24 protein-coding genes are annotated in these 24,183 nt (G+C 64.8%); 11 read left to right on the forward strand and 13 right to left on the reverse strand.

Annotated elements, in window-relative coordinates; translation table 11 throughout:
- Positions 1–18: 18 nt before the first annotated feature.
- Positions 19–1,041 carry a betaine--homocysteine S-methyltransferase gene (gene bmt / locus B6V72_RS12340; RefSeq protein ID WP_075774538.1) on the forward strand — a complete coding sequence of 341 codons (1,023 nt, stop codon included), beginning with the start codon at positions 19–21 and terminating at the stop codon, positions 1,039–1,041.
- 121 nt (positions 1,042–1,162) lie between these two features.
- On the opposite strand, the gene B6V72_RS12345 is transcribed toward bmt, so the two are convergent.
- Positions 1,163–2,257, reverse strand: a complete 1,095-nt coding sequence (locus tag B6V72_RS12345; protein ID WP_088735698.1) for a PA0069 family radical SAM protein — start codon at positions 2,255–2,257, stop codon at positions 1,163–1,165.
- A 169-nt stretch (positions 2,258–2,426) separates the two neighbouring features.
- Here B6V72_RS12345 and B6V72_RS12350 point away from each other — a divergent pair, with 169 nt between their 5' ends.
- The 4 genes from B6V72_RS12350 (at position 2,427) to B6V72_RS12360 (ending at position 5,695) form a co-directional block, all read left to right on the forward strand.
- On the forward strand, positions 2,427–3,128 hold the full coding sequence (locus tag B6V72_RS12350; protein ID WP_088718864.1) for a B12-binding domain-containing protein: 702 nt from the start codon (positions 2,427–2,429) through the stop codon (positions 3,126–3,128).
- A 117-nt stretch (positions 3,129–3,245) separates the two neighbouring features.
- Positions 3,246–3,404: a hypothetical protein gene (locus B6V72_RS19190; RefSeq protein WP_166504540.1), complete on the forward strand. Its 159-nt coding sequence runs from the start codon at positions 3,246–3,248 to the stop codon at positions 3,402–3,404.
- A complete protein-coding gene (locus B6V72_RS12355) occupies positions 3,401–4,078 on the forward strand; it encodes a DUF1638 domain-containing protein (protein WP_088735699.1) in 678 nt (225 codons plus the stop codon). The genes B6V72_RS19190 and B6V72_RS12355 overlap by 4 nt, the downstream gene beginning before the upstream one ends.
- Before the next feature lie 138 nt (positions 4,079–4,216).
- Positions 4,217–5,695 (forward strand): SulP family inorganic anion transporter, encoded by a 1,479-nt coding sequence (locus B6V72_RS12360; protein ID WP_088735700.1) that lies wholly within the window; start codon positions 4,217–4,219, stop codon positions 5,693–5,695.
- Positions 5,696–5,791: 96 nt separating this feature from the next.
- Here B6V72_RS12360 and B6V72_RS12365 read toward each other — a convergent pair whose 3' ends face one another.
- The 3 genes from B6V72_RS12365 to B6V72_RS12375 all read right to left on the reverse strand — a co-directional run bounded on the left by B6V72_RS12365 (position 5,792) and on the right by B6V72_RS12375 (position 7,900).
- Complete coding sequence (locus B6V72_RS12365) at positions 5,792–6,391, reverse strand: HNH endonuclease (protein ID WP_075774533.1); 600 nt, start codon at positions 6,389–6,391, stop codon at positions 5,792–5,794.
- A gap of 217 nt (positions 6,392–6,608) precedes the next feature.
- Positions 6,609–7,271 (reverse strand): alpha/beta fold hydrolase, encoded by a 663-nt coding sequence (locus B6V72_RS12370; protein WP_088735701.1) that lies wholly within the window; start codon positions 7,269–7,271, stop codon positions 6,609–6,611.
- Positions 7,268–7,900, reverse strand: a complete 633-nt coding sequence (locus B6V72_RS12375) for a DNA-3-methyladenine glycosylase (protein WP_075774531.1) — start codon at positions 7,898–7,900, stop codon at positions 7,268–7,270. Before B6V72_RS12375 ends, B6V72_RS12370 begins: the two co-directional genes overlap by 4 nt.
- A gap of 65 nt (positions 7,901–7,965) precedes the next feature.
- On the opposite strand from B6V72_RS12375, the gene B6V72_RS12380 reads away from it, so the two are divergent.
- On the forward strand, positions 7,966–9,189 hold the full coding sequence (locus tag B6V72_RS12380; RefSeq protein ID WP_075774530.1) for an MFS transporter: 1,224 nt from the start codon (positions 7,966–7,968) through the stop codon (positions 9,187–9,189).
- A 207-nt stretch (positions 9,190–9,396) separates the two neighbouring features.
- On the opposite strand, the gene B6V72_RS12385 is transcribed toward B6V72_RS12380, so the two are convergent.
- Positions 9,397–9,897, reverse strand: a complete 501-nt coding sequence (locus tag B6V72_RS12385; RefSeq protein ID WP_075774529.1) for an Lrp/AsnC family transcriptional regulator — start codon at positions 9,895–9,897, stop codon at positions 9,397–9,399.
- 168 nt (positions 9,898–10,065) lie between these two features.
- Between B6V72_RS12385 and trxB the strand changes: the two genes are divergently transcribed.
- Genes trxB through B6V72_RS12400 form a run of 3 tightly spaced genes read left to right on the forward strand, consistent with a single transcriptional unit; the run spans position 10,066 to position 12,098 of the window.
- Complete coding sequence (gene trxB / locus B6V72_RS12390) at positions 10,066–11,016, forward strand: thioredoxin-disulfide reductase (protein ID WP_088718868.1); 951 nt, start codon at positions 10,066–10,068, stop codon at positions 11,014–11,016.
- A complete protein-coding gene (locus B6V72_RS12395; protein ID WP_088735702.1) occupies positions 11,013–11,492 on the forward strand; it encodes an RES family NAD+ phosphorylase in 480 nt (159 codons plus the stop codon). The genes trxB and B6V72_RS12395 overlap by 4 nt, the downstream gene beginning before the upstream one ends.
- Before the next feature lie 60 nt (positions 11,493–11,552).
- Positions 11,553–12,098, forward strand: coding sequence for a VOC family protein (locus tag B6V72_RS12400; protein ID WP_088735703.1), 546 nt, complete (start codon positions 11,553–11,555; stop codon positions 12,096–12,098).
- A 13-nt stretch (positions 12,099–12,111) separates the two neighbouring features.
- Here B6V72_RS12400 and B6V72_RS12405 read toward each other — a convergent pair whose 3' ends face one another.
- The 8 genes from B6V72_RS12405 to B6V72_RS12440 form a co-directional block, all read right to left on the reverse strand.
- Entirely contained in the window at positions 12,112–13,161 is a 1,050-nt protein-coding gene (locus B6V72_RS12405; protein WP_088735704.1) for a low specificity L-threonine aldolase, read from the reverse strand.
- Positions 13,158–13,607 carry a YcgN family cysteine cluster protein gene (locus B6V72_RS12410; protein ID WP_075774736.1) on the reverse strand — a complete coding sequence of 150 codons (450 nt, stop codon included), beginning with the start codon at positions 13,605–13,607 and terminating at the stop codon, positions 13,158–13,160. The genes B6V72_RS12405 and B6V72_RS12410 overlap by 4 nt, the downstream gene beginning before the upstream one ends.
- A gap of 257 nt (positions 13,608–13,864) precedes the next feature.
- Positions 13,865–14,803 carry a bifunctional riboflavin kinase/FAD synthetase gene (locus tag B6V72_RS12415; protein ID WP_088735705.1) on the reverse strand — a complete coding sequence of 313 codons (939 nt, stop codon included), beginning with the start codon at positions 14,801–14,803 and terminating at the stop codon, positions 13,865–13,867.
- 29 nt (positions 14,804–14,832) lie between these two features.
- A complete protein-coding gene (locus B6V72_RS12420) occupies positions 14,833–15,276 on the reverse strand; it encodes a MaoC family dehydratase (RefSeq protein WP_088735770.1) in 444 nt (147 codons plus the stop codon).
- A 141-nt stretch (positions 15,277–15,417) separates the two neighbouring features.
- Positions 15,418–16,296 (reverse strand): TIGR01459 family HAD-type hydrolase, encoded by an 879-nt coding sequence (locus B6V72_RS12425; protein WP_088718872.1) that lies wholly within the window; start codon positions 16,294–16,296, stop codon positions 15,418–15,420.
- A gap of 115 nt (positions 16,297–16,411) precedes the next feature.
- Complete coding sequence (locus B6V72_RS12430; RefSeq protein ID WP_088735706.1) at positions 16,412–17,269, reverse strand: CpsD/CapB family tyrosine-protein kinase; 858 nt, start codon at positions 17,267–17,269, stop codon at positions 16,412–16,414.
- 15 nt (positions 17,270–17,284) lie between these two features.
- Positions 17,285–18,793: a hypothetical protein gene (locus tag B6V72_RS12435; protein ID WP_088735707.1), complete on the reverse strand. Its 1,509-nt coding sequence runs from the start codon at positions 18,791–18,793 to the stop codon at positions 17,285–17,287.
- Entirely contained in the window at positions 18,793–19,749 is a 957-nt protein-coding gene (locus B6V72_RS12440; RefSeq protein WP_168173048.1) for an AAA family ATPase, read from the reverse strand. The genes B6V72_RS12435 and B6V72_RS12440 overlap by 1 nt, the downstream gene beginning before the upstream one ends.
- A 244-nt stretch (positions 19,750–19,993) precedes the next feature.
- On the opposite strand from B6V72_RS12440, the gene B6V72_RS12445 reads away from it, so the two are divergent.
- A complete protein-coding gene (locus tag B6V72_RS12445; protein WP_088735709.1) occupies positions 19,994–22,519 on the forward strand; it encodes a tetratricopeptide repeat protein in 2,526 nt (841 codons plus the stop codon).
- 81 nt (positions 22,520–22,600) lie between these two features.
- A complete protein-coding gene (xrtD, locus tag B6V72_RS12450; protein WP_088735710.1) occupies positions 22,601–24,181 on the forward strand; it encodes a VPLPA-CTERM-specific exosortase XrtD in 1,581 nt (526 codons plus the stop codon).
- Positions 24,182–24,183 lie beyond the last annotated feature (2 nt).

The following is a 24,183-nucleotide window of genomic DNA, read 5'->3' on the forward strand; positions in this document are numbered from 1 at the left end:
GCATTTGACGAGGCCCTTATGACCGCCCCGAAAACCGACGCGCTGAGCCGCCTTCTGGAAACCCGCGATTGGCTGATGACCGATGGCGCGACCGGCACCAACCTGTTCAACATGGGGCTGGCCTCGGGCGAAGCGCCGGAACTGTGGAATGCCGACGAGCCCGCGAAGATCGCGAAGCTCTATTCGCTCGCCGTCGATGCGGGCTCGGACCTGTTCCTGACAAACAGCTTCGGCGGCAATGCCTCGCGACTGAAACTGCACAACGCCCAGAACCGCGTACGCGAATTGAACCGCCTCGCCGCCGAGATCGGCCGCGAGGTCGCCGACAAGCAGTCGCGCCCGGTGGTCGTTGCGGGCTCGATGGGCCCGACGGGTGAGATTTTCGCGCCGATGGGTACGCTGACCCACGAACTCGCGGTCGAGATGTTCCACGAACAGGCCGAGGGTCTGAAAGAGGGCGGCGCGGATATCCTCTGGGTCGAGACGATCTCGGCGCAGGAAGAATACAAGGCCGCCGCCGAAGCCTGCCATCTGGCGGGGATGCCGTGGTGCGGCACGATGAGCTTCGACACCGCAGGGCGCACGATGATGGGGCTGACCTCGCAGGCGATGGTCTCGATGGTCGACAAGCTGGCCCACCCGCCGCTGGCCTTCGGCGCGAATTGCGGGGTCGGCGCATCGGACCTTCTGCGCACCGTTCTTGGCTTTGCCGCAACCGGGACCGAGCGCCCGATCATCGCCAAGGGCAATGCGGGCATCCCGAAATATGTCGATGGCCATATCCATTACGACGGCACGCCCGAGCTGATGGCGGAATATGCGGTGATGGCGCGCGATTGCGGCGCCACGATCATCGGCGGCTGCTGCGGCACGATGGCCGAGCATCTGGTCGCGATGCGCGAGGCGCTGGAGACGCGTCCGCGCGGCGAACGCCCGACGCTCGATCAGATTTCCTCGGTTCTGGGTGGGTTCTCGTCGGAGGATGACGGCCTGAGCGGGGATGCGCCCAAGCGCGAACGGCGGGGACGTCGGCGCAGCTAGGCGCGGTTTGAGGGGCGCTGCCCCTCGGCCTTGCGGCCTCACCCCGGGATATTTGAACCAATACGAAGGAAGGGCCGGGATTTTTCTCGGCGGATGGAGCATGCACGCGTCTCAGACGAGATCAGAACAGTTCGAGCTGATCGCCCGGCCGGGGCGGCACGTGGAACTGCGTCACGTCGAGATCGGGCAGATGACGCGAGAAGCCCAGCCGCTTGCAGCTCAGCTTGAACCGCTGCTGCAACAATTCAGCCATCTCTCCCTCGCCCTTCATCCGCTCGCCGAAGCGCGGATCGTTGAGCTTGCCGCCGCGCATGTCGCGGATCCGGCCCAGCACCTTCTCGACCTTGCCGGGGTGATGCCGCTCCATCCAGTCGGCGAAAAGCGGCGCCACCTCGTGCGGCAGGCGCACCGGCATCATCGAGGCGGCCCTGGCCCCTGCCCTGCGCGCCTCGGTCAGGATCGCTTCGAGCTCGTGATCGGTGAGTCCCGGAATCATCGGGGCGGCCATGACGCGCACCGGGATGCCCGCGCGCGACAGTTCGCGGATCATGCGGATCCGGGTCGGCGGGCTCGGGGCGCGGGGCTCCAGATCGCGGGCGAGCTTGGCGTCGAGCGTCGTGACCGACACGCCGACCTGCGCCAATCCCGCCTCGGCCATCGGCGCGAGGATGTCGAGATCGCGCAGGATGGTCGAGCCGCGGGTGACGATGGAGACCGGATGGCGATAGGCCTGCAGCACTTCCAGCACGGCGCGCATGATCTCCATCTTGCGCTCGAGCGGCTGATAGGGATCGGTATTCGTGCCGATGGCGAGCACGTTCGGACGATAGCTTTTCTTGCGCAGCTCTTCTTCGAGCACCTGCGGCGCCTCGGGACGCGCAATCAGCCGGGTCTCGAAATCCAAGCCAGCCGAGAGGCCGAGATAGCCGTGACTGGGGCGCGCGAAGCAGTAGATGCAGCCATGCTCGCAGCCGCGATAGGGGTTGAGCGAACGCTCGAAGGGCACATCGGGCGACTGGTTGCGGGTGATGACGGAGCGCGGTCGCTCTACCGAGACTTCGGTTCGGGTCAGGCGCTCCTCTTCGGGAATGTCCCAGCCGTCATGTTCGGGCGCGCGGGAGAAGGGCTCGAACCGGCCCACGGGGCGCGCCGCGGCGCCGCGCGCGCGCAGACGCTCGGACGGGTTCGCGGGGGGAAGGTCGAATGGCAGACTCATGCCCGGAATTTAGAACGAAATGAGAACATTTGCCAAGTAGAGTCCGGGCATCCGCCCGGCAACACCATGCGAGGTCGGACAAAACACCGCGCATGTCGCAATTCGCCAAGACTTGACGGGGCCACGGCCCCACCACAGGGTAACACCGGCTAGCAGGAGACTATTGGACATGGCCGAAGACGACGACGATATCATCCTCTCGGAACTCGACGATGACGAGCTTACCGCGCAGATGATGGATGACCTCTATGACGGTCTCAAGGAAGAGATCGAAGAGGCCACCCGCATCCTGCTCGACCGCGGCTGGACGCCGTATGACATTCTGACCAAGGCCCTCGTCGCGGGCATGACCATCGTGGGCAACGACTTCCGCGACGGTATCCTGTTCGTACCGGAAGTTCTGCTGGCGGCGAACGCGATGAAGGGCGGCATGGCCATTCTCAAGCCGCTGCTGGTCGAGACCGGCGCGCCGCGCATGGGCAAGATGGTGATCGGCACGGTGAAGGGCGATATCCACGATATCGGCAAGAACCTCGTTGCGATGATGATGGAAGGCGCAGGCTTCGAGATCGTCGATCTGGGCATCAACAACCCGGTCGAGAACTATCTCGAGGCGATCGCCCGCGAAGAGGCCGATATCCTCGGCATGTCCGCGCTGCTGACCACCACGATGCCCTATATGAAGGTCGTGATCGACACGATGAAGGAACAGGGCATCCGCGACGATTACATCGTTCTGGTTGGCGGTGCGCCGCTCAACGAGGAATTCGGAAGGGCGATCGGTGCCGATGCCTATTGCCGCGACGCCGCCGTGGCGGTCGAGACGGCGAAGGATTTCATCGCTCGCAAGCACAACCAGATGAGCGCCTGATCGCCGATCGCGGCCGCATCACGCCTGACATACATGGAGAGGGCCCCGATTTTTTCATCGGGGCCTTTTCATGTGCCCTTCCCCGCCCCATACTTGAAAGGAAGGGGGAAACGCGAAATGCCGCTGCCACATTTTCTGCTGCTGATCCTGTTCGTGATCGTTCTGGCCGGCCTGACGATCTGGGCCTTCGCCGCATCGGGGTTCCCGATGGCGATGCTCGGGCTGATGGTTCTCGTCGCAGCAGGCGTTGCCCGGATGATGGCCCGGGTGGAATGACCGCCCGGACAGGTGCCTCGCTTCCCGGCGACACGACCTTAACGAAAGATGGCTTAGCTCCCGAGGGGTCGGGACGGCTTCTGCTGATCGCCTGCGGGGCGCTCGCGCGGGAGATTCTCGCGCTCAAGCGGATCAATGGCTGGGATCATATCGACCTAACCTGCCTGCCCGCCAATCTGCACCTATACCCCGAGAAGATCACCGCCGCCGTCGAAGAGGCGGTGCTGCATTATCGCGACCAATACGACGATATCTTCGTGGTCTATGCCGATTGCGGCACGGGCGGGCAATTGTCGGAAAAGTGCAAGTCCCTGGGCGTCGAGATGGTCGAAGGCCCGCATTGTTATTCGTTTTTCGAAGGCAATGCCGCCTTCGCCGAAACGGCGGAAGAGGAGATCACGGCCTTCTACCTCACTGATTTCCTGACGCGGCAGTTCGACGCTTTCGTCTGGAAGCCGATGGGCTTCGACCGTCATCCGGAACTGATCCCGATGATGTTCGGCAATTACGACCGGCTGATCTATCAGGCCCAGACCGACGATCCGGCGCTAGATGCGAAGGCGCGCGAGGCGGCGGAGCGGCTCGGACTGCGCTATGAGCGGCGTTTTACCGGCTATGGCGATCTCGCCACCAGTCTCGCGAAATTTGCCGCGAAATTGGGCAACACGACCTGATCTTCTTTGAATTTTTCTTAAAACCCGGCCTACGGGGCTTGGCATCGCGACGTCAGCCGGGTATTGGCTGCGCCAAATCTCACATCCTCCGGCCCGCCCCTCCCCGGTCGCGGGCCTTTCTAATTGCAGGACGATCTTATGACCCTGTCGCAATGGCGCAGCCAGTGGACTGGCAACTTCCGCGCTGACATCCTTTCCGGTCTCGTGGTGGCGTTGGCGCTGATCCCCGAGGCCATCGCTTTCTCGATCATCGCGGGCGTCGACCCGAAAGTGGGCCTCTACGCCTCCTTCATGATCGCAACGATCACCGCCTTCTTCGGCGGTCGCCCCGGCATGATCTCGGCCGCGACCGCCGCGACCGCGGTGCTGATGGGCACGCTCGTGCGCAGCTACGGGTTGGATTACCTGCTGGCCGCGACGGTGCTGGCGGGCGTGATCCAGGTGATCGCGGGGGCGCTCAACCTCGGGACGGTGATGCGCTTCGTATCGAAATCGGTGATGACCGGCTTCGTGAACGCGCTCGCCATCCTGATCTTCATGGCGCAATGGCCTGAGCTGAACCCGGCCAACGTGCCGGTGGTGGCGACCTATGCGCTCGTCGCGCTTGGCCTTGCTATCATCTATCTGCTGCCGCGCTTCTTCCGCGCCATCCCCTCGCCGCTGATCGCGATCCTCGTTCTCAGCGCGGTCTCGATGGGGCTTGGTCTCGACGACGTGCACACGGTGTCCGACATGGGGGCCCTGCCCGATCAGCTCCCCTCGCTCCTGATTCCGAACGTGCCGTTCACCTTCGAGACGCTGCAGATCATCCTGCCCTATTCGGTGGGCGTGGCGGTCGTGGGCCTGCTGGAGAGCCTGATGACGCAGAACATCGTCGACGAGATGACCGACACTCGCTCGGACCGTCGTCAGGAATGCTTCGGTCAGGGCATCGCCAACTTCTGCACCGGCTTCATCGGCGGCATGGCGGGCTGCGCGATGATCGGCCAGTCGGTGATCAACGTCACCTCGGGCGGGCGCACGCGCCTGTCGACCCTGACCGCGGGGATCGCGCTGCTGATCTTCTGTGTGGTTCTGGGCGAATGGGTGGGCCGCATTCCGATGCCCGCGCTGGTGGCGATCATGATCATGGTCTCGATCGGCACGTTCAGCTGGGCCTCGCTGGGTCAGCTGCGCACCATGCCGATGTCGTCCAACGTGGTGATGCTGGCCACCGTCGCCTTCGTCGTCGCCACCCATAACCTCGCGATCGGCGTACTGGTGGGCGTGCTGCTCTCGGGCATCTTCTTCGCGGGCAAGATCGCGCGGATGACCGAGATCACATCGCGCTACAACGAGGCGCATCACCTTCGGACCTATTACATCAAGGGCCAGATCTTCTTCGCGACCGTCGAAGAGTTCAATCGCGCCTTCGACTTCCAGGAGAAGCTCGACCGCGTGGTGATCGACCTGACCCACGCGCATATCTGGGACATTTCCTCGGTATCGGCGCTCGACCGAGCGGTGGGTAAGTTCCGGATGTCCGGAACGGATGTGAAGGTCGTGGGGATGAACCAGGCGACCGAGACGATCATCGACAAGCTGTCGAATGGCGGTCAGGTCGCAGTAGGGCACTAAGGGTCTCAGAGGGGGCTCTGCCCCCGCTTGCTGCGCAAGCCCCCTGGGATATTTCCCCAATACGAAGGGCGTGTCGGATAAGGCGCGCCCTTTTTCTCAGGCTTCCAGCTCGGTGTCCCAGTAGAGGAAGTCCATCCAGCTTTCATGCAGATAGCCCGGCGGGAAGCGCCGCCCGATGCGGAGCATGTCCTCGGGCTGGGGCTGGCGCGCGGGCTTGAGAAGCTGCATCCCCGAGCGTTCCAGCGGCTTGTTGGCCTTGCGCAGATTGCACGGCGCGCAGGCTGCCACGACATTCTCCCAGCTGGTGATTCCACCGCGCGAGCGCGGAATCACGTGGTCGAAGGTCAGATCGCCCTTCTTGCCGCAATACTGGCACTTGAATTCGTCCCTCAGAAAAAGATTGAAGCGCGTGAAAGCCACGCGCTTCTGAGGTCGGACATATTCTTTGAGGACGACGACGGAGGGGATTTTGAAGGCCTGCCTCTGGCTGCGCACCACCTCTTCGTATTCGGCGAGGATCGTCACCCTATCGAGGAAGACCGCCTTTATCGCCTCCTGCCAAGGCCATAGCGAAAGCGGATAATAGGAGAGCGGCCGGAAATCAGCGTTTAGCACCAGTGCCGGATGCTGTCTCAGCGCCGCCGGTTCACGGGTGAATTGCGTTCGAAAATCGGTCCTGTCGCATTCGTCCAGCATGGGTGACTCCGTCCTCGCCCTGTCGCCTGCCTCGGCTCAGGGGCGGGGTCCGCCCCTGCCTTATCCATGACTATATATGGCGTTCGCGATCTGGCAAGCCTCTTGATCTCGCGATTGCTGCCATGCGGCATGGGTAGCAAACTGCCATGACAAGGAAATGACGGCCCAAGACGGAGAATGGAGCCCGGCGTCGCGGCGCTGCGGCATGCCCCGCCGATCAGCCGGGCAGCTTGTCCTGCAGGAAGGCCAGCGCCACCGAGAGGCCGTCCGGTGCGATTCCGTGCCCGGTGCCCTTCATTACATGGGCATAAGTGTCGAAACCCGCCGAGACCAGCGCATCGCCAGCCTTGCCCATATCGGCAAAGGGCACGACCGGATCCTGATCGCCATGGATCAGCAGCACCGGCGGCTTCGAGATCGCCTCAGTGCCCAGGGCTTCCGGGCGCAGCAGACGCCCCGAGAAGGCCACCAGACCCGCGACCGGTTCGGCGCGGCGCGGCAGCACTTCGAGCGCGGTCATCGTGCCTTGCGAGAAGCCAATCACGGCGAGCTGCGCGGGCGTCAGCCCCTGCTCTTGCAGCACGGAGTCGAGGAACGCATCCACGTCGGCTGCAGCATCCTTGAGACCTTGAGCGGATTCCGCTTCGCTGGAATTGTCGATCCACGGAATCGGGAACCATTGACGACCGTAAGGGGCCGCGCGGCAGGGCTCGGGCGCGTCGGGCGCGAGAAACAGCGTGTCGGGCAAATGCTGGCCCAGCGGATCGGCGAGGCCCAGAAGGTCCGCCCCGTCCGCACCGTAGCCATGCAGAAACACCACGGCGGATTTCACCGTACCGGATTGCGGCTCTCTGCGTCCGGCGTCCAGCTTGCGGGTCATGGGGCAACTCCTTCACGATCTTTACACGCCGCGTAATAGGCCCAGAGGCCACGCGCCGCAACCGCGCGCCACGGCGACCAGGCCGCCGATAGCTCGTTGAATTGCTTGCGCTTGGGCCGCTCGGGTAGATCGAATAGCAGCCGCGCCCCTTCGGCGAGAGCCAGATCGTCGACCGCAAAAACATCGGCGCGGCCCAGAGCGAAGATCAGGTACATCTCCACGGTCCAACGCCCGATGCCGGGGATCGGCAGGAGCTGCGCGACCACCTCCTCGTCGGGCATCGCGCGCAGCCCCTCGAAATCGACACCGGAATTGGAGAGCGCCTGCAGGTAGCGCACCTTCTGGCGCGAAAGGCCACAGGCGCGCAGATCCTCTTCCGAGGCGCCGGCGATCGAGACCGGATCGCCGAAGCCCGCGCCGATAACCTTGTTGCGGATCGAATTCGCGGCGGCGACCGAAACCTGCTGGCCGATGATCGCGTCGCGTAGCGCCTCGAACCCGTCCTCGCGGCGGCGTAAGGGCCAAGGCCCCGTCAGCGCACAGACCTCCGCAAAACGCGGCTCGGCGCGGCAGAGAAATTCGGTGCCTTCGGCAATGTCGTCTTCGCAGGTAATGATACGTCCAACCATGCGCGACACCCTGCCTCATGCCGCGCCCGCTTGCCAGCCCCCAATCGCCACGCTAGCAAGCTGTCATGAGTGACATTCCCGCCCCTCCCGCCACGCGCGAAATGCGCAACACGATCGTGCTGGTCCTGGCACAGGCGCTGCTTGGCGCGCAGATGCCGATGATCTTCACCGTGGGCGGGCTCGCGGGCCAGATGCTCTCGCCCAACCCCTGCTTCGCGACGCTGCCCCTGTCGCTGATCATTCTTGGCTCGGTCCTCTCGGCACAGCCGATGTCGGAATTCATGGCAGCGAAGGGTCGCCGCGCGGGTTTCATCCTCGCCAATGCGATGGGCGCGCTGGGGGCGGCGACCGCGGCCTATGCGCTGTTCCACGGCTCCTTCGCGCTCTTCATGCTGGGGTCGTTCTTCACCGGTACATACATGTCGGCGCAGGGCTTCTACCGCTTCGCGGCGACCGATACCGCCAGCGCGGAGTTTCAGCCCAAGGCGATATCCTACGTGATGGCGGGCGGGTTGGTGGCTGCGATCATCGGGCCGCAGTTGGTGAAAGTCACGAGCGAGGCGATGGTCGTCCCCTTCATGGCGACATATCTCGCGATCATCGCGATCAATGCGCTCGGGCCGATCCTGTTTTCCTTCCTCGACATCCCCGCCCCGGGACGGCGCAAGAAGCACGAACGTCACGAGGGCCGCAGCCGCCGCGAGTTGCTGAAAGATCCGGTCATCCTCGTCGCGATGATCTGCGCCATGGTCTCCTACGCGTTGATGAACCTCGTGATGACCTCGACGCCGCTCGCGGTCGTCGGCTGCGGGTTCGAGCAAGCGGACGCGGCCAATATCGTCTCGGCGCATGTGCTCGCCATGTATGTGCCGAGCTTTTTCACCGGCCACCTGATCGCCCGTTTCGGCAAAGAGGCGATCGTGGGCACAGGACTGGCCATTCTCGCCGCAGCGGGTGCGATGGCGCTGAGCGGCGTCGATCTCGCACAGTTCTACGCCACGCTCATCCTCCTCGGGCTCGGCTGGAACTTCGGCTTCATCGGGGCGACCGCGATGCTCGCCTCAGCCCATAGCCCGGAAGAGCGCGGGCATGTGCAGGGGATGAACGATTTCGTGGTGTTCGGCGGCGTCTTCCTCGCCTCGCTCGCCTCGGGTGGGCTGATGAACTGCACCCAGAGCGGCAATGCCCAGGCGGGCTGGCAGGCAGTCAACCTCGCGATGATCCCGTTTCTGACGCTGGCCGGCGCCGCGCTGATCTGGCTGGTGCTGCGCCCGAAAGAGACGCGCTGAGGGGCGCCGCCCCGTCGCCGGACGGCGACATATATCAAAAAAAAGAAGTGGGCTCTGCCCCCCCGGCCTACGGCCCGCTCGGGATATTTCTCAAGAGCGAAGCGGCCACGCGCCCCTTCGGCTTGGCGAAATATCCCGGGGCGGGAATTCGCGACAGCGAAGGGAGGGGCAGCGCCCCTCCGGCAACGGATGGGATCAGGGCAAGGCTCAGGCCAGTTTGGCGATACGCTCTTCGAGCACGTCGAAGGGCACGCCCGGCTCGTCCTTGGCACAGCGGATTACCAGCGAGGTTTTCACGCTGGCGACGTTCTCGGCGGCGGTAAGTTGCCCGGTCAGGAAGCTCTGGAAGCTCGACAGGTCGGGCGCCACGCATTTCAGCACGAAATCGATCTCGCCGTTGAGCATGTGGCACTCGCGCACGAGCGGCCATTCCCGGCAGCGCGCCTCGAAATTCGACAGGTCCGCCTCGGCCTGGCTGTGCAGGCGCACCATCGCGAAGACCTGCACCTCGAATCCCAGTTCGCGCGGGTTTACATCGGCATGGTAGCCACGAATGTAACCCGCCTCTTCGAGCGTGCGCACGCGGCGCAGGCACGGCGGAGCCGAAATCCCCACGCGTTTCGCCAATTCGACATTCGTCATCCGCCCGTCCGCCTGCAGTTCAGCAAGGATTTTGCGGTCGATATCGTCGAGCCGAGAGGTGGCCATGTTGAAATAATCCTTCGTGCGTTGCGGCAGAACTTACCGCCGGAAGAGAGGAGGCGCAATAATATTTCGCGACACGCTCCGCAAGTGCTATTTGTCGCGGCATGCAGGGGCTTTTCGGCGCGCTTCGCTCCGACTATATCCGTCGGGCAGATTTCCAAGGAGGCGGGCATGTCCGAGACGAAGAAAACCAAGGTTCTGATCATCGGTTCCGGCCCTGCCGGCTACACGGCGGCGGTCTATGCGTCGCGTGCGATGCTCGAGCCGGTTCTGGTGCAGGGCATGCAGCCGGGCGGCCAGCTGACCATCACCACCGAGGTCGAGAACTGGCCCGGCGAGAGCGAGATCCAGGGCCCCGAGCTGATGGTGAAGATGGAAGAGCATGCCCGCGCGATGGGCACCGAGATCATCATGGATATGATCACCGAGCTCGACACGTCGAAGCGCCCCTTCGTTGCAAAAGGCGATTCGGGTACGACATACGAGGCTTCGGCGGTGATCCTCGCCACCGGCGCGCAGGCGAAATGGCTTGGGCTCCCCTCGGAAGAGAAGTTCAAGGGCTTCGGCGTCTCGGCCTGCGCGACCTGTGACGGGTTCTTCTATCGCGGCAAGGAGGTCGTGGTGATCGGCGGCGGCAACACCGCGGTCGAAGAGGCGCTGTTCCTGACCAACTTCGCGTCCAAGGTGACGCTGATCCACCGCCGCGACACGCTGCGTTCGGAGAAGATCCTGCAGGAGCGCCTGTTCAAGAACCCCAAGGTCGAGATCGAGTGGAATCACACGGTCGAGGAAATCCTCGGCGACGAAAATCCGCTGGGCGTGACCGGCGTGCGCGTGAAATCCACCGCGGACGGCTCGGAGAAGGTGATCCCCTGCGACGGGTTCTTCGTGGCGATCGGCCACGCGCCTTCGTCGGAACTGGTCAAGGACAGCCTGAAGATGCAATCGGGCGGCTATGTCTGGGTGGAGCCGGGCTCGACCCGGACCTCGCAGCCGGGCATTTTCGCGGCAGGCGACCTGACCGATCACACTTATCGTCAGGCGGTCACCTCCGCCGGCATGGGCTGCATGGCCGCGCTCGACGCCGAGAAATTCCTCGCCGAGCAGGGCGAAGCCGAGTGATCTCTTTCCACGGCACGGTCTGGCGGATCCTCTCTGCCGATCGTGCCGAAGATGCTTGCGAACCGGCCCGCCATCCGGAGGGCCGGTTTCATCATTCCGGGCAGGTAGCCCTTTATGCCTCGCTGAGTGCCGAAGGGGCTGGCGTAGCCCTGCGGCGTTACGTGCGGGCGAGCGATCCGCCGCGGGTGATCGTTCCGTTGGAGATCACAGCGCAGGCGGTGGACGACCTGCGAGGCACGCCCGATCAGGCGGCGGCATCGGCGGTCTGGCAGGATGAGAGGGCGAGCGGCGCGCCCTCGTGCACTTGGCACTTCTCGGATCGAGCGCGGAACAGCGGCGCGCAAGCGATGCTCTATGCGTCGCGCTCGCGCCCCGATCTGAGCCATCTCGTGCTGTTCGAGGTTACCCCCGCGACGGTCCGGCAGCTTGCCCCCGCAAAGGTCTGGCAGCCGCCCTACCCTATCCCGTCTGCGTGAAGCGTCATTGCATGGTCGCCTGCCTCGTCTAGTGTGAATGCAACCGAAAGGAGGCCTCTCATGCGTTGGCGCGGGGTCAATCACGTCGAATTTTCGGTGCTCGACTATGAAAAGTCGATCGCCTTCTACGATGCGATGTTCGGATGGCTTGGATATAAGAGCTTCTGGACGCTCGATATCGGATATCGGTCGACCTATTACATGGCGCGCTTCCCGATGCCGCATTCCTATATCGGCATCCAGCCCGCGCATTCCGGCAAGAAGCTGGATCATGACGCGCGGGCGGTGGGCATACATCACATCGCGCTCTGGGCGAAGTCGCGCGCCGAAGTGGATGCGTTTCACCGAGATTTCCTGATCCCGCGCGAGCTGTCGGTGACCGACGCCCCGCAGGAATATCCCGTCTATGCGCCGGGCTATTACGCGGTGTTCTTCGACGATCCGATCAACGGCATTCACTGGGAGCTCGCACATATCCCGCGCATTCCGGGCCTTGGTGCGATCCGCCGGTTCCGCGCGGCCCTGAGAGCCGCGCAGAAAGAGCATCCGGAATGGGATGGCCCGCCCGAGAAGATCGCCTTTCGCGAGCTGCCCGGGCGGCGCTGATCTTCGGCGCCGATTACGCCAGGTGGCTGAGGAAGGTGTCGATTTCCTCGGGCGTTGTGGCCCAGGAACAGACCAGACGCGCGGCCAGAAGCTCGTCTTCAGGGCCTTCCAGCGACTGATCGAACGGCCAGAGGTAGTAATAGGCCCCGGCCGCAATCGCGCGCTTATGCGCCCCGCGCGGCAAGGCGGCGAAGACCGCATTGGCCTGCGTCGGGTGGATCAGCTTCGCGCCCTCGATCTGGCCGATGCCTTCCGAGAGTTTGCGTGCCATTTCATTTGCATGCCGCGCGGTCTTCAACCACAGATCATCGGCCAGATAGGCCTGCATCTGGGCCGCGAGGAAGCGGTGTTTCGAGAAAAGATGGCCACCGCGCTTGCGGCGCAGCTCGAACTCCCAGGCGCGTTTGGGATCGAAGATCACCACCGCCTCAACCGCCATGCAGCCGTTCTTGGTGCCGCCGAAGCTGAGCACGTCGACGCCCGCCTTCCACGTCATCTCCGCAGGAGTGCAACCCGCAGCGACCAGCGCATTGGCAAAACGCGCGCCGTCCATATGCACCGGCAGATGGTAGCGGCGTGCGACATCGGTCAGCGCCTTCACGTCCTCGGGCGAATAGACCGCGCCTGCCTCGGTCGAGTTGGTGATCGAGACCATGCCGCGCTGCACGTTATGGATACCGCCGCGGCCCGTGTGCGCGATGGTGCGCGCCAGCGCGTCGGCGTCCATCTTCGCATCCGGCCCGTCGACCAGAACCAGTTTCGAGCCGTTGGTGTAGAATTCCGGCGCGCCGCACTCGTCTTCCTCGATATGGGCGTTGCGGTGGCAGAAGATCGCGCCCCAGGGATCGGTCAGCACCGCACAGGAGAGCGCATTGGCCGCCGTCCCGGTCGCGACCAGATAGACACGCGCTTCGGGTGCCTCGAAGATCTCGCGGATCTTCGCCTGAACGCCCTCGGTGATCGGATCGTCGCCATAGGAATGCAGATGACCCTCATTCGCAGCCGTGAGGCCCTCGAGAATGGCGGGATGGGCGCCGGACGTGTTGTCGGAGGCAAAATTCATGAGAGATCCTCGATCGTGTATTCGTCCCACTCGTCTTCGGGCACTTCGAACTCGGGCACGGTCCAGCCGCGCACGCTCTCCCCGGCCTCATGGACCGTCTCGCGCGACCCCGAGATCAGGTAGTGCCAGTCGTGTAGAGGTTTGTCTTCGAAGCGCAGCCGGTAGGCGCAGGTCGCGGGCATCCAATAGGCGATCTTGTGGATCGTCTTGGGGCTCAGCGTCACGCATTCGGGGACGAACTGGTGGCGAATGTCATATTGCGTGCAGCTGCAGCTCTCACCATCGAGCAGCCGACAGGCGACGCGGGTGAAGACGACCTCGCCCGTATCCTCGTATTCGAGCTTGTTCAGGCAACATTTGCCGCAGCCATCGCAAAGCGCCTCCCATTCGGGGGCGGTGAGCTTCTTCAGCGGCAGTTTCCAGAACTCGGGGCGCAATTTGGTCATAGCGCGGAAAATGGGGCAGCGGCGGGGAAATGGAAAGGGCAGATCGGCGTATCGTGAGCGGATCTGCGATTTGGATATGGCGGGACGGGCAGACCGACGACTTTTGGCGCGGGGCGACCAGCCCCGGGCCGCGCCCGACCTCCCCCCGGGAGGGCGCATTGGCGAGGGAGTCGCGGTTCACGCGTCATTCGGGCTTGTGAGATAAAGCGCCCAGCCACTGGCGACATAAAGCGCCCACCCGAGGTCGGGCGCGGCCCTCAGCGCTCCGCCAGAATCTCCCTCGCGCGGACGCAATCGGCATCCATCTGCGCGACCAGCGCCTCGAGCCCGTCGAACTTCATTTCGGGGCGCAGGAATTCGACCAGCGCGACCGAGACATGCTCGCCATAAAGGTCGCCTTTGAAATCGAAGACATAGGTTTCGAGGTTCGGGGTGTTCTCGCCGAACATCGGACGCACTCCGAGGCTCGCCGCCCCCAGATAGCTACCCTTGTAGGGACCGGTCAGCACGTCGAACTTCACCGCATAGACGCCAAGCTTGGGCAGATGCAGCCCGGCCATCGACATGTTCGCGGTCGGATAACCCAGATCGCGTCCGCGCTTGTCACCGTGGAGCACTTCGCCCTCGATCCGGTGCAGGTGGCCCAGCATGGCGGCGGCATCCTCGGGACGGCCCTCGGCCAGCGCGGTGCGGATCGCGGTCGAGGACGCCTCGACCCCCTCCACATGCAGAAGCGGCGCGACGGTGACCTCGAAGCCGTATTTCGCGCCCAGCTCCGTCAGCATCGCCACGTCGCCCTCGCGCCCCTTGCCGAAGCGGAAATCGCCGCCCACCGCGACATGGGTCACGCCCAGCCCTTCGGCCAGCACCTCGCGGGCGAACATGTCGGCGCTCATATCGGCCAGTTCGTCGTTGAAGGGCAGCTCATAGAGGCGATCGACGCCGAGCTTGGCGAGCCGGTTGGCGCGCGCCTCGGGGTTCATCAGCCGGAACGGCGGCAGGGTCTTGCCGGCGCGCGCTGCAAAGAATTCGCGCGGATGGGGTTCGAAGGTGATGACGCCCAGAGGCGCATCTTTCCCGCGCGCCTGATCGATCACCGATTGATGGCCGAGATGGATGCCGTCGAAATTGCCCATCGCGACGGAGGCCCCGCGCGCAGACGTCTCCAGCGATTTCCAAGTGGTCAAGCGTTTCATCCACCCCGCCCTCCGGCGAGGTCGCCGGGTCAGTCGAACTTGCGCGAGGGCGCCAGAACCAGCGCCTCGCCTTTCACGACCACCGTATCGCCCACCGCGCAGTGGGTTTCAAGCGTGACACGGCGACGCGAATGGTCGATCCCCGTGACCTTGACCTCGGCGTAGACCACATCGCCGGGGCGCACGGGAGCCATGAATTTGAGCGACTGGCCGAGATAGACCGTGCCGTGACCGGGAAGCTGCTCGCCGATCACCGCCGAGATCAGACCCGCGGTCAGCATGCCATGCGCGATTCGACCCTCGAAAATGGTGTCTTGCGCATAGGCATCGTCCAGATGGACCGGGTTATGGTCGGTGGAAACCTCCGCGAACATCTCGATGTCGCGGTCGGTGACCTCCTTGCGGAGGTAGCGCACCATGCCGATTTCCAGATCTTCGATGCAGATCGTGCCACGGGGCAGGTTGTCGAGCATATCCATAGGTCCCAGCCGGAAGTTCATGTTGCACTGCGGCATAGCACATGCGGCAGAGCACAGGCAAGGCGCCTGCGCAACTTTTTTACCCTACCGAGACAAAAGTCGCAACAAAGTTACGTAGAGAATTTGATGCTCCGCTCAGGTCAGTTGCCCCATGCTGTAGAGTGGATCGCGCTGACGCGCCTCCAGCCAGGTGCGCAGCAGCTCCGGATTGGGGTTCTGCGGATCGGCGCCGAACTGGTCATGCGCCAGACCGCCGGTGATGAAGAGGCAGTCCATCCCCTCCCCCGCGGCGCCGGCCACGTCGGTATTGATCCCGTCGCCGATGGCGAGGATGCGCGCATCCTCCGCGCCGCCCAGACGGCTCAACTTGCGCCGCGCGAGATCGTAGATCGGCGGATGGGGCTTTCCGAAATACATCGCCTCGCCGCCCATTTCCTCGTAGAGCGCGGCCAAAGCGCCAGCGCAATAGATGCGCTTGTCGCCCAGATCCACGACGATATCGGGGTTCGCGCAGAGCATCGGCAACTCGCGCATCTTCGCCAGCAGGAATTTCGGGCGGTAATCCTCGGGAACTTCGTTCACCTCGTCGAAGGGACCGGTGCAGACGATACCCTCTGCATCGTCGAAATCGACGCGAGTGATCTCGGCTTGCCCCTGCCATTCTTCCGGCACCTCGGTGAAGAAGCCGTCATCCTTGGACGGCCCCAGATGCCAGACCTTCTTGCCAACGGCGCCCGCGAACATCGCATCCTGCGCGGCATCGCCGGAAGAGACGACGAGGTCATAGGCGTCGCGCGGACAGCCCAGCTTGTCGAGTGACTCCATCACGAACTTCGACGGACGCGGCGCGTTGGTCAGAAGGACGACCTTGCCGCCCTTCGCGCGAAACGCCTGCAGCGCCGCGACAGCCCCGGGGAAAGCCTCGACCCCGTTATGCAGGCAGCCCCACAGATCGCAGAACAGCGCGTCATACGAGTCGGAAATCTCGGAGAGAGAAGAGATGATGCGGGTCATATCGGCCTTTCGTCAGCAGGGTTTGGCGCGGTCCGAAGCCTCGGCCTGCGGGACCTCGCTCGCTTACCGAGGCTATATGGCACGGGCGTGACGGAAGGCAAAGCGGCGGCACCGCTCAGTTCGCGTCCGAAACGACCCCGTAACCGTAACCGTAACCATACGCATAGCCATATTCGGGGGCCGCGAAGCGGAACTTGTTGACCACGACGCCCATCACGTTGGTACGCTCGGCCAGCTCGCGCTCGCAGATGTCGATTTCCCGGATCGTGGTCTCTTCGGTCGCGGCGATGATCAGCACGCAATCGACATGGGCGGCGAGCGAGAGCGTATCGTCGCTGACAAGCACGGGCGCGGTGTCGAAGATCATAAGGTCGGGGGCGTAGATAGCCTCGATCCGCTCCAGCGCCTCGGTCGCGCGGCGCGACTGGATCAGCTCGGCCGGGGTCGCCACCGGTTTGCTGTTTGCTCCGATCGCGAGGTTGGCGCCCAGACGCAGCGCGTGATCGGCGAACTCGGCTTCCCCTGCGAAGACGTCGGAAACCTGCGGGCCGCGCGGCGCGTCGAGCAGTTTAAGAAGCGAGGGCTTGCGGAAATCGGCCTCGATGAGCAGGGTGCGCCGCTCTTCTTGCCGTGCGAGGCTCAGCGCGAGATTGAGTGCGACGGTGGATTTCCCGCAGCCTGCCGAGGGCGAGGTGATCGCCAGCCGCCGCCAGCCATTGGCCCGCATCTGCTGCACGATCTTGGTGCGCATCAGGTCGATCGGGGCGCTCTCGGCGCTGCTGTCGGGACTGACGATGCGCTTGCCGCGCAGTCGCCCGAGGTTCGGGGCAATCGGCGTCAGCGCCTGCCACGCGTCCGCGGTGAGACTGTCACTGCCCTGATACGCTGGCGCGCGCGCGGCAGGCTCGAACGCCGTACGCCCGGTGCGGGCGGCCCGGGCCTTGGCAATCGCATCTCGAAGTCTTTCGGCCATCTCGCTCTCCTTGCCTCAAAACAGCCGGTCGAGCGGCATGTAGAACGCGCTGAACAGCACCACGACCGCGATGAACGCTGCGCCGACCATCGAGCCGGAGACCAGCACCTTGCGGCGACGGCGGCGCGCGTCTTCGGGCGCGCTCAGATAAGGCAGCGTCGCGAAAGCCGCGATGCCCAAATGGCGCTGCAGGTCTTCGGGGCGACGGATACCGGTGCTGAGCAATTCCTTCAGCGCGATCGCGACGAGGCCGAGCAGTAGCCCCACTCCGACCCCGGCCAGCGCCAGCGTCTTGCGGTTGGGTTTCACCGGCTCGCCCGGTGCCACCGCCTGATCGATCACGGTCAGCTTCTCGCCCTTGGCCAGCGACTCGATCGTGTCGCCCGTCTCGGCCACCGCGCGCGCTTGCACGGCGCTGTCGTACTGATCGGCGAGATTGTCGTGATCGCGGCGCAGCGCTTCGAGCGCCGATGCATTGGCGGGCACTTTCGCCATGGCTTCGCGAAGCTGCGTCATCTTCAAGTCAGCGGCCTCGCCCGCAGCCTGCGCCACGAAATGCGCATCGGTCAACTCGCGCAGACGGTTCTCGAAGGCCGACTTCGCTTTCGGCAGCGGTAGCTGTGCCTGCTGCGACAACTCCTGAATTTGCGCCCCCAGCGCCGCGAGGCGCGCGTCATCAGCGGGCAGAAGAGGTTTGAGCGCGTCGCGCTGCGCTTCCAGCCGGGACAGTTCGCGGGCTGCGGGCGGGTAGATCGCGTCGCGGTCGACCTTGCGCCCTGCCGCCTCGCGCAGGCGCACCAGCCGGTCGATCTCCGTTTCGGTCTCGTTCACATGCGCGAGCCGGGTCTCCGCGTCCGCCTGCACCGCGGCGAGACGGTCGCGAAGCAGCGGCAGCTCCTCGGGCAGCGCGTCGCCGTTCTCCTGCTTGAACTGCAAGATCGCAGCGGAGGATTTCGACAGCTCCGCCTCCAGCCGATCCACCTCGCGCGAGAAGAAATCGAGCGTATCGCGCGCGGCCTTGGTGCGAATATCGGCGTCTTCCTTCAGAATGCGCGTCACCAGCTCGTTCGCGACCCGCGCGGCGCGGGCCGGAGCGCCGGCGCGGAAAGACACCGTCATGAAAGTCGCGTCCTTGGGGGCGGAGCGCGATCTGCTCTGCTCGGAAATTTCGATCGCGACCGAATTCTTCAGCGCCTCGAACACTGCGTCGGCATCGCGCGCGCCGGTCTCGGTGCGCAGGTCCGGAAACAGCGCCATCCGACGCGCCATGTCGAGAAGGCTCTCACGCGAGAGCACGCGCTTGCGGATCACCTGCAGCTTGGCGTTGGTATCGGTGTGCGCGGTCGAGGCGGCGAGACGGTCGGGGATGCGATCGCCTTCGACAACCAGAAGCGCCCTGGCCTCGTAGATCGGTGTGATCATCCGTCCGGCCGCCAGCCCGACAAGCGCCCCCAGCAGCACCGCCAGCAAGAGCCAGTGGATCCGCCGGGCGAACAGGGCCGCGTAGAAGCGGAGCTCCCGCATCAGCGCCCTCCCCTGTGGAGAAAGGCGGGCGCGGGCTCCGGCTGTGAGGGACCGGGCGCAAGGTCGGCATGCCCAGCGCTTGCAGCAGAGATCGGCGCGGGTGCGATTACGCGCGGCTTGGCGCGCTGCGTCTCGACCGGGAGATAGAAGACATTGTCCTCGATCACCCGGTCGATGATCTCGCCGGTGACGATCTCCGAACGCGCCGAATAGGCATAGACCATGCCCAGATCGGCCAGCTGGTTCATCAGCCGCGGCAGGCCGCCGCAATGGGCGTGCAGTTTCTGTGCGGCCTCGGGGGTGAATATCTCCCGCGTCGCACCTGCAACCCGCAGGCGATGGGTGACATAGGGCTGCGCGCAATCGGCGGGCATCGGCCCGAGATGGAAGCCGGAAGACACACGCTGCGCGAACTGGCGCAGCTCTGGCCGCGCGATCAGGTCGCGCAGTTCCGGCTGCCCCATCAGGATCAGCTGCACCAGCTCGTCTTTGTCGGCGTTGATATTGGTGATCATGCGCAGCTCTTCGAGCACGCCCGCATCGAGGTTCTGCGCCTCGTCGATCACCACCACCACGCGCCGCCCGGCAGCATATTCCTGGATCAGAAGCTGCTGGAACCGATCGTAGATCAGGACGTAATCCTCGCCCGCCTCCACCCGCTGGCCGAGCGAGAGCATGATCCAGCGGATCACGTCATCGCGCGAGCCCCGCGCGTTGGAGACCAGAGCGATCGTTACATCCTCGGAGATGATCGCCATCAGGTGACGTAGCAACGTCGTCTTGCCCGCCCCCACCTCTCCCGTGATGAGCGTGATCGGCGCGCGCGAGAAAAGCCCGTATTCGAGCATCGTCGCCGCGTGCTTGTGCTCTGGCGACCAGAACAGGAAGTCGGGATCGGGCAGCAGCGAAAAAGGCCGCTCCGCCAGTCCGAAGAATTCGGTGTAGATTTCGTTCATGCCTGTACCGGGCCTTTGGCCTCTTGGATTTGCGCCAGTAAGCGGCATCCCCCCGCACTTCGCAAGAATTCGTGAGGAAATCGTGAGAAGTTACAGCCAAACTGTCGCAAAAACGCGTCTATCCCTCGAAAAACTGGCCATTTAGACAGGGGTAGGATGTTCAAATCTCTTTATAGTTGACGTCGCAGCAGCTAGCCTTCTTGCCAAGCGCCGATCAGAGCGCAGCAGCAGACAGGCAAGACAGATGCCCCGATACCAGTATGCGCGCGCGAGCTGTCTCGCGCTTTGCGCAGCGCTCGCATTGAGCGGTTGCAAGAGTGACGAAGACAAGGCCGAGGCCCATTACCAATCGGCCAAGACGCTTCTGGCCGAAGGCGATCCGGTCCGCGCGATGGTCGAGCTGCGCAATGTCTTCGAATATGACGGCACGCATAAGGCCGCGCGGCGCGCCTATGCCGATCTGCTGCTGGCGCAGGGACGGCTGCAGGAAGCCTTCAGCCAGTATCTGCGCCTTCTCGAACAATATCCAGAGACCGTCGATGTCCATCGCATCCTTGCGGAGCTGTCGCTGCGCACAGGCAACCTGCCCCGCGCGCAGGAAGAGGTGGACGCGGTCAAGGAACTCGCGCCCGACGATCCCGTCCCGCAGGCGGTGCAGCTTGCGCTCGACCTGCGGGACGCCAGCCTGTCGCGCGATACCGCGCGCCGCTCCGAGATCGCAGCGACGGCCGAAGCACTGACCGAAGCGCATCCGGAGATCCTGACCGGCTGGCACGTACTGATCGACGCGCGAAACGCGGAAGGCGATGACACGGCGACGCTTACAGCCCTCGATGCCGCGCTGACCCGCGACCCGGCGCAATACCGTTTGCAGGTCCTTAAGCTGGAGTTGATCTCGAAACATGGCTCAAGCGCCGAGATCGGCGCACAGCTCGAAGCGATGCAGAGGCTGTTCCCCGAGGACACGAAGACCCGCACCGCGCTGATCGCATGGTATGTGCTGCGCGACGATCCGGCGGGGGCCGCGCGTTTCCTGCACAAGCTCGCGACCGATCGCGACCGGCAGACCAGCGGCTATCTGGAACTGGTGCGCTTTCTGGCCCGCGCAAAAGGGGCCGACGCTGCGCGGGCGGAACTCGATTCTTTGATCGCGCAGTCGCAGGGCGAGCCGAACGAGGCGATCTTCACCGCGATGCGCGCCGATCTGGATTTTCAGGCGGGTGACCGGGCAGCGGCGCTTGCGCGGATGCAGGCACTTATCACCCGCCATCCCGACAGCGAGGAGATGCGTCAGGTCCGCACCGCTTACGCCCGTATGCTCGACCACGACGGGCAACGCGAAAAGGCGAAGGCCGAGATTGCGGCCATCCTGAAGACCGACCCGACAAACGTCCCTGCCCTGCAACAGCGCGCGACTTGGCGGATCGAGGAAGATCGCACCGATCTCGCGATCACCGATCTGCGCAGCGCCTTGCAACAGTCCCCCGACAACCCGCAGACCCTGACCCTGCTGGGCGAGACCTATCTGCGCGACGGCGCCCCCGATCTCGCGCTGGGGCAGTTCAGCCAAGCCTATGACGCGGCGGGCCGCGCCGCGCCGGAGGCGATCCGCTATGTCGATTTCCTCTTCGCGCACGACCGCGCCAGTGCCGCGCGGACGGTTCTGGCCGAGGCCGTGGAGGTCACTCCGAACAGCCCGGGCCTGCTCAAGCGACAGGCCGATCTGGCACTGGCCGATCACGACTGGGCACTCGCCCATCGCAGTGCCGACCGGCTCGCCGCGCTTGCCGCGCCGGGCACCGAGGGGTTGGCGCAGTCGATCCGTGCCGCGATCCTCCTCGGGCGCGGGCGAAGCGAGAGCGCGATAGAGACGTTGAAAACTCTGGTGCAGGCGTCCGGCCCCGGCGACGACGGCATCACAACGGCCACGGCAGTCTCCGCAGCGGCGGTCTCGGCGGTGGTGCAGGCGCAACTGGCCTCCGGACGTGGGGCCGAGGCCCGCGCCTATCTCGACGCTCAACTGGAGCAACAGCCCGGTAATCGCGGCTTGCGCCTGCTGGCGGCCAATCTCTCCGCGATCCGGGGCGACACCGATCAGGCGGAGGCGGCGCTGCGCACACTGATGCATGAAACCCCCGCCGATCCGCGTCCCGCGCGCCAGCTCTATCGCCTGCTTGCGTCTCAAGGGCGCGAAGGCGACGCGCTTGCGGTGATCCAGACCGCTCTGGAGAAGGCTCCGCAGGCCGATCCGGTGCTACTGCTCTACCGGGCGCGGTCGGAAGAGAAATCGGGCCGGTTCGACGCGGCGATCGCGACCTATGACGATCTCTACACGCGCGACAGCAGCGACCTGATTGTCGCCAATAACCTTGCGAGCCTGCTGAGCAGCCATCGCGACGACCGGCCCAGCCTCGAGCGCGCGGCCCGGATCGCGAAACGCTTCCGCGAGCGACCTGAACCTGCCTTCAAGGACACCTATGGCTGGACAGAATACCGGCTGGGAAATTACGGCGCCGCGCGCCCCCTTCTTGCCGCTGCCGCGGCCGGGCTGCCGGAGAACGCGCTGGCGCAATATCACTACGCCGCCGTGCTGATCGCGCTGGAAGAGACAGACCTGGCCGAGGCCGCCTTGCGCGATGCGCTGCGCTTGGCCGGCGCGCAACTGCCGCCCGCCATGCAAGGCGCGCAGGAGCAGCTTGCAGCGCTGACCGGGACCGCGCGGGCGGGCTCGTCGGGCAACACCCCGCGCCGGGCCCCGGACCAGCGCTGATTTTGTCTTTGGATCAAAGCTCTCGCAGGGTAAGCTCATGTGAAAGCGCCGCGTCAGACGGCCTATGAGCGAGCAGTCGAGATGATCACCACGAGCCCCCCTCTGCGCGAGGTGCGTGCCCTGCCATGGGGTGCGCTCGGCCTGCTGACGCTGGCCATTCTCTCCTATCCGTTCTTCGCACTGGGGCTGGCCAGCCTAGGGGCTGCGTGGTCCACCCCGGAATACAGCCACGGGCCGCTGATCCCGCTGATTTCGCTCTATCTTTTCGCGCGCGAACTGCACCACGCGCCGCAGCAACTGGACGCCCGCCCGCAGCGCTGGCAAGGCGTCACGGTGATCGCAGTGGCGCTCTCCCTCGCTGTCTTCGGCGCGCGCGCGCAGATCGCCGACCTCGTGACCTATGCGCTGATTATCTGGACGATGGGCGTGGTGCTGCTGAGCATGGGCTGGCAGGCGGGCAAACGCCATTGGAAGCCGGTGCTGCATCTGATCTTCATGCTGCCGCTGCCGCAGATCCTCTACTGGAAACTCACCATCGCCCTCCAGCTCGTCTCGTCCGAGCTGGGTGTGATGCTGGTGCGCGCCGCTGACATTCCAGTGCATCTGAGCGGCAACGTCATCGACCTCGGCGTCTACAAGCTGCAGGTGGCCGATGCCTGTTCGGGGCTGCGTTACCTCTTCCCGATCCTCAGCTTTTCCTACCTGTTCGGCATCCTCTATCGCGGGCCGTTCTGGCACAAAGCCGTGCTGTTCGCGCTGGCCGCGCCGCTGACGGTGGGGCTCAATTCGCTGCGCATCGGCATGGTCGCGATCCTCGTCGACGCTTACGGCATCGAGCAGGCCGAGGGCTTTCTGCATGTCTTCGAGGGTTGGGTGATCTTCGGCGCGGCGATCGCCATCCTCAGCCTCACCGCGATCGGGCTGCAGCGGCTCGTGGCCGAGCCGAAACCGCTCTCCGAGGCGCTCGATCTGGACTATCGCCGCTTTGCGCCTGAGGCACGCCGCTTGCGCAACCTCGCACCGTCGCGCGATCTGGGGTTGGCGGTCATCCTCACGGGGGTCGCGCTGGTGCTCTGGTCGGGCCTGCCGCAGATGACGACGCTCCCGCCGGAGCGCGCGCCCCTGTCGTCCTTCCCGACTCAGATCGATAGCTGGCAGGGCACGCGCCGCCCGCTGGAGCCTGCGACCGAGCAAGTCCTAGCGGCGAGCGATTATCTCAACGCGGTCTATGCCGATCCCGCTCAGAACGCGCCGGTGAACCTGTTCGTCGCCTGGTATGCCGATCAGAGCCAAGGCGACGGCATCCACTCGCCCGAGGTGTGCCTGCCCGTCGGTGGCTGGGAGGTCAGCGCCTTCCGCCCGCATCGCATTGCCCTGCCCCACCGCGCCCCCTTCGAGGTCAACCGCGCGATCATCACCAAGGGGCTCAACAGGCAACTGGTGTATTACTGGTTCGACGGACGTGGCCGCGCGATGACGAGTGACTGGCGCGCGAAGCTGTCGGTGATCGCGGATGGCCTCACGCGCGGACGAACCGATGGCGCGCTGGTACGCTATGTCACGCCGATCCGTCAGGATGAGGATATCCGCGCGGCCGACCGGCGCCTTACACGTTTCATCGGGCAGTCCCTGCCCCGGCTGAGCGCCTCGATTCCAGAGTGACG

The sequence above is a fragment of the Thioclava sp. F34-6 genome, from assembly GCF_002213235.1.
GTDB classification, from domain to species: domain Bacteria; phylum Pseudomonadota; class Alphaproteobacteria; order Rhodobacterales; family Rhodobacteraceae; genus Thioclava; species Thioclava nitratireducens.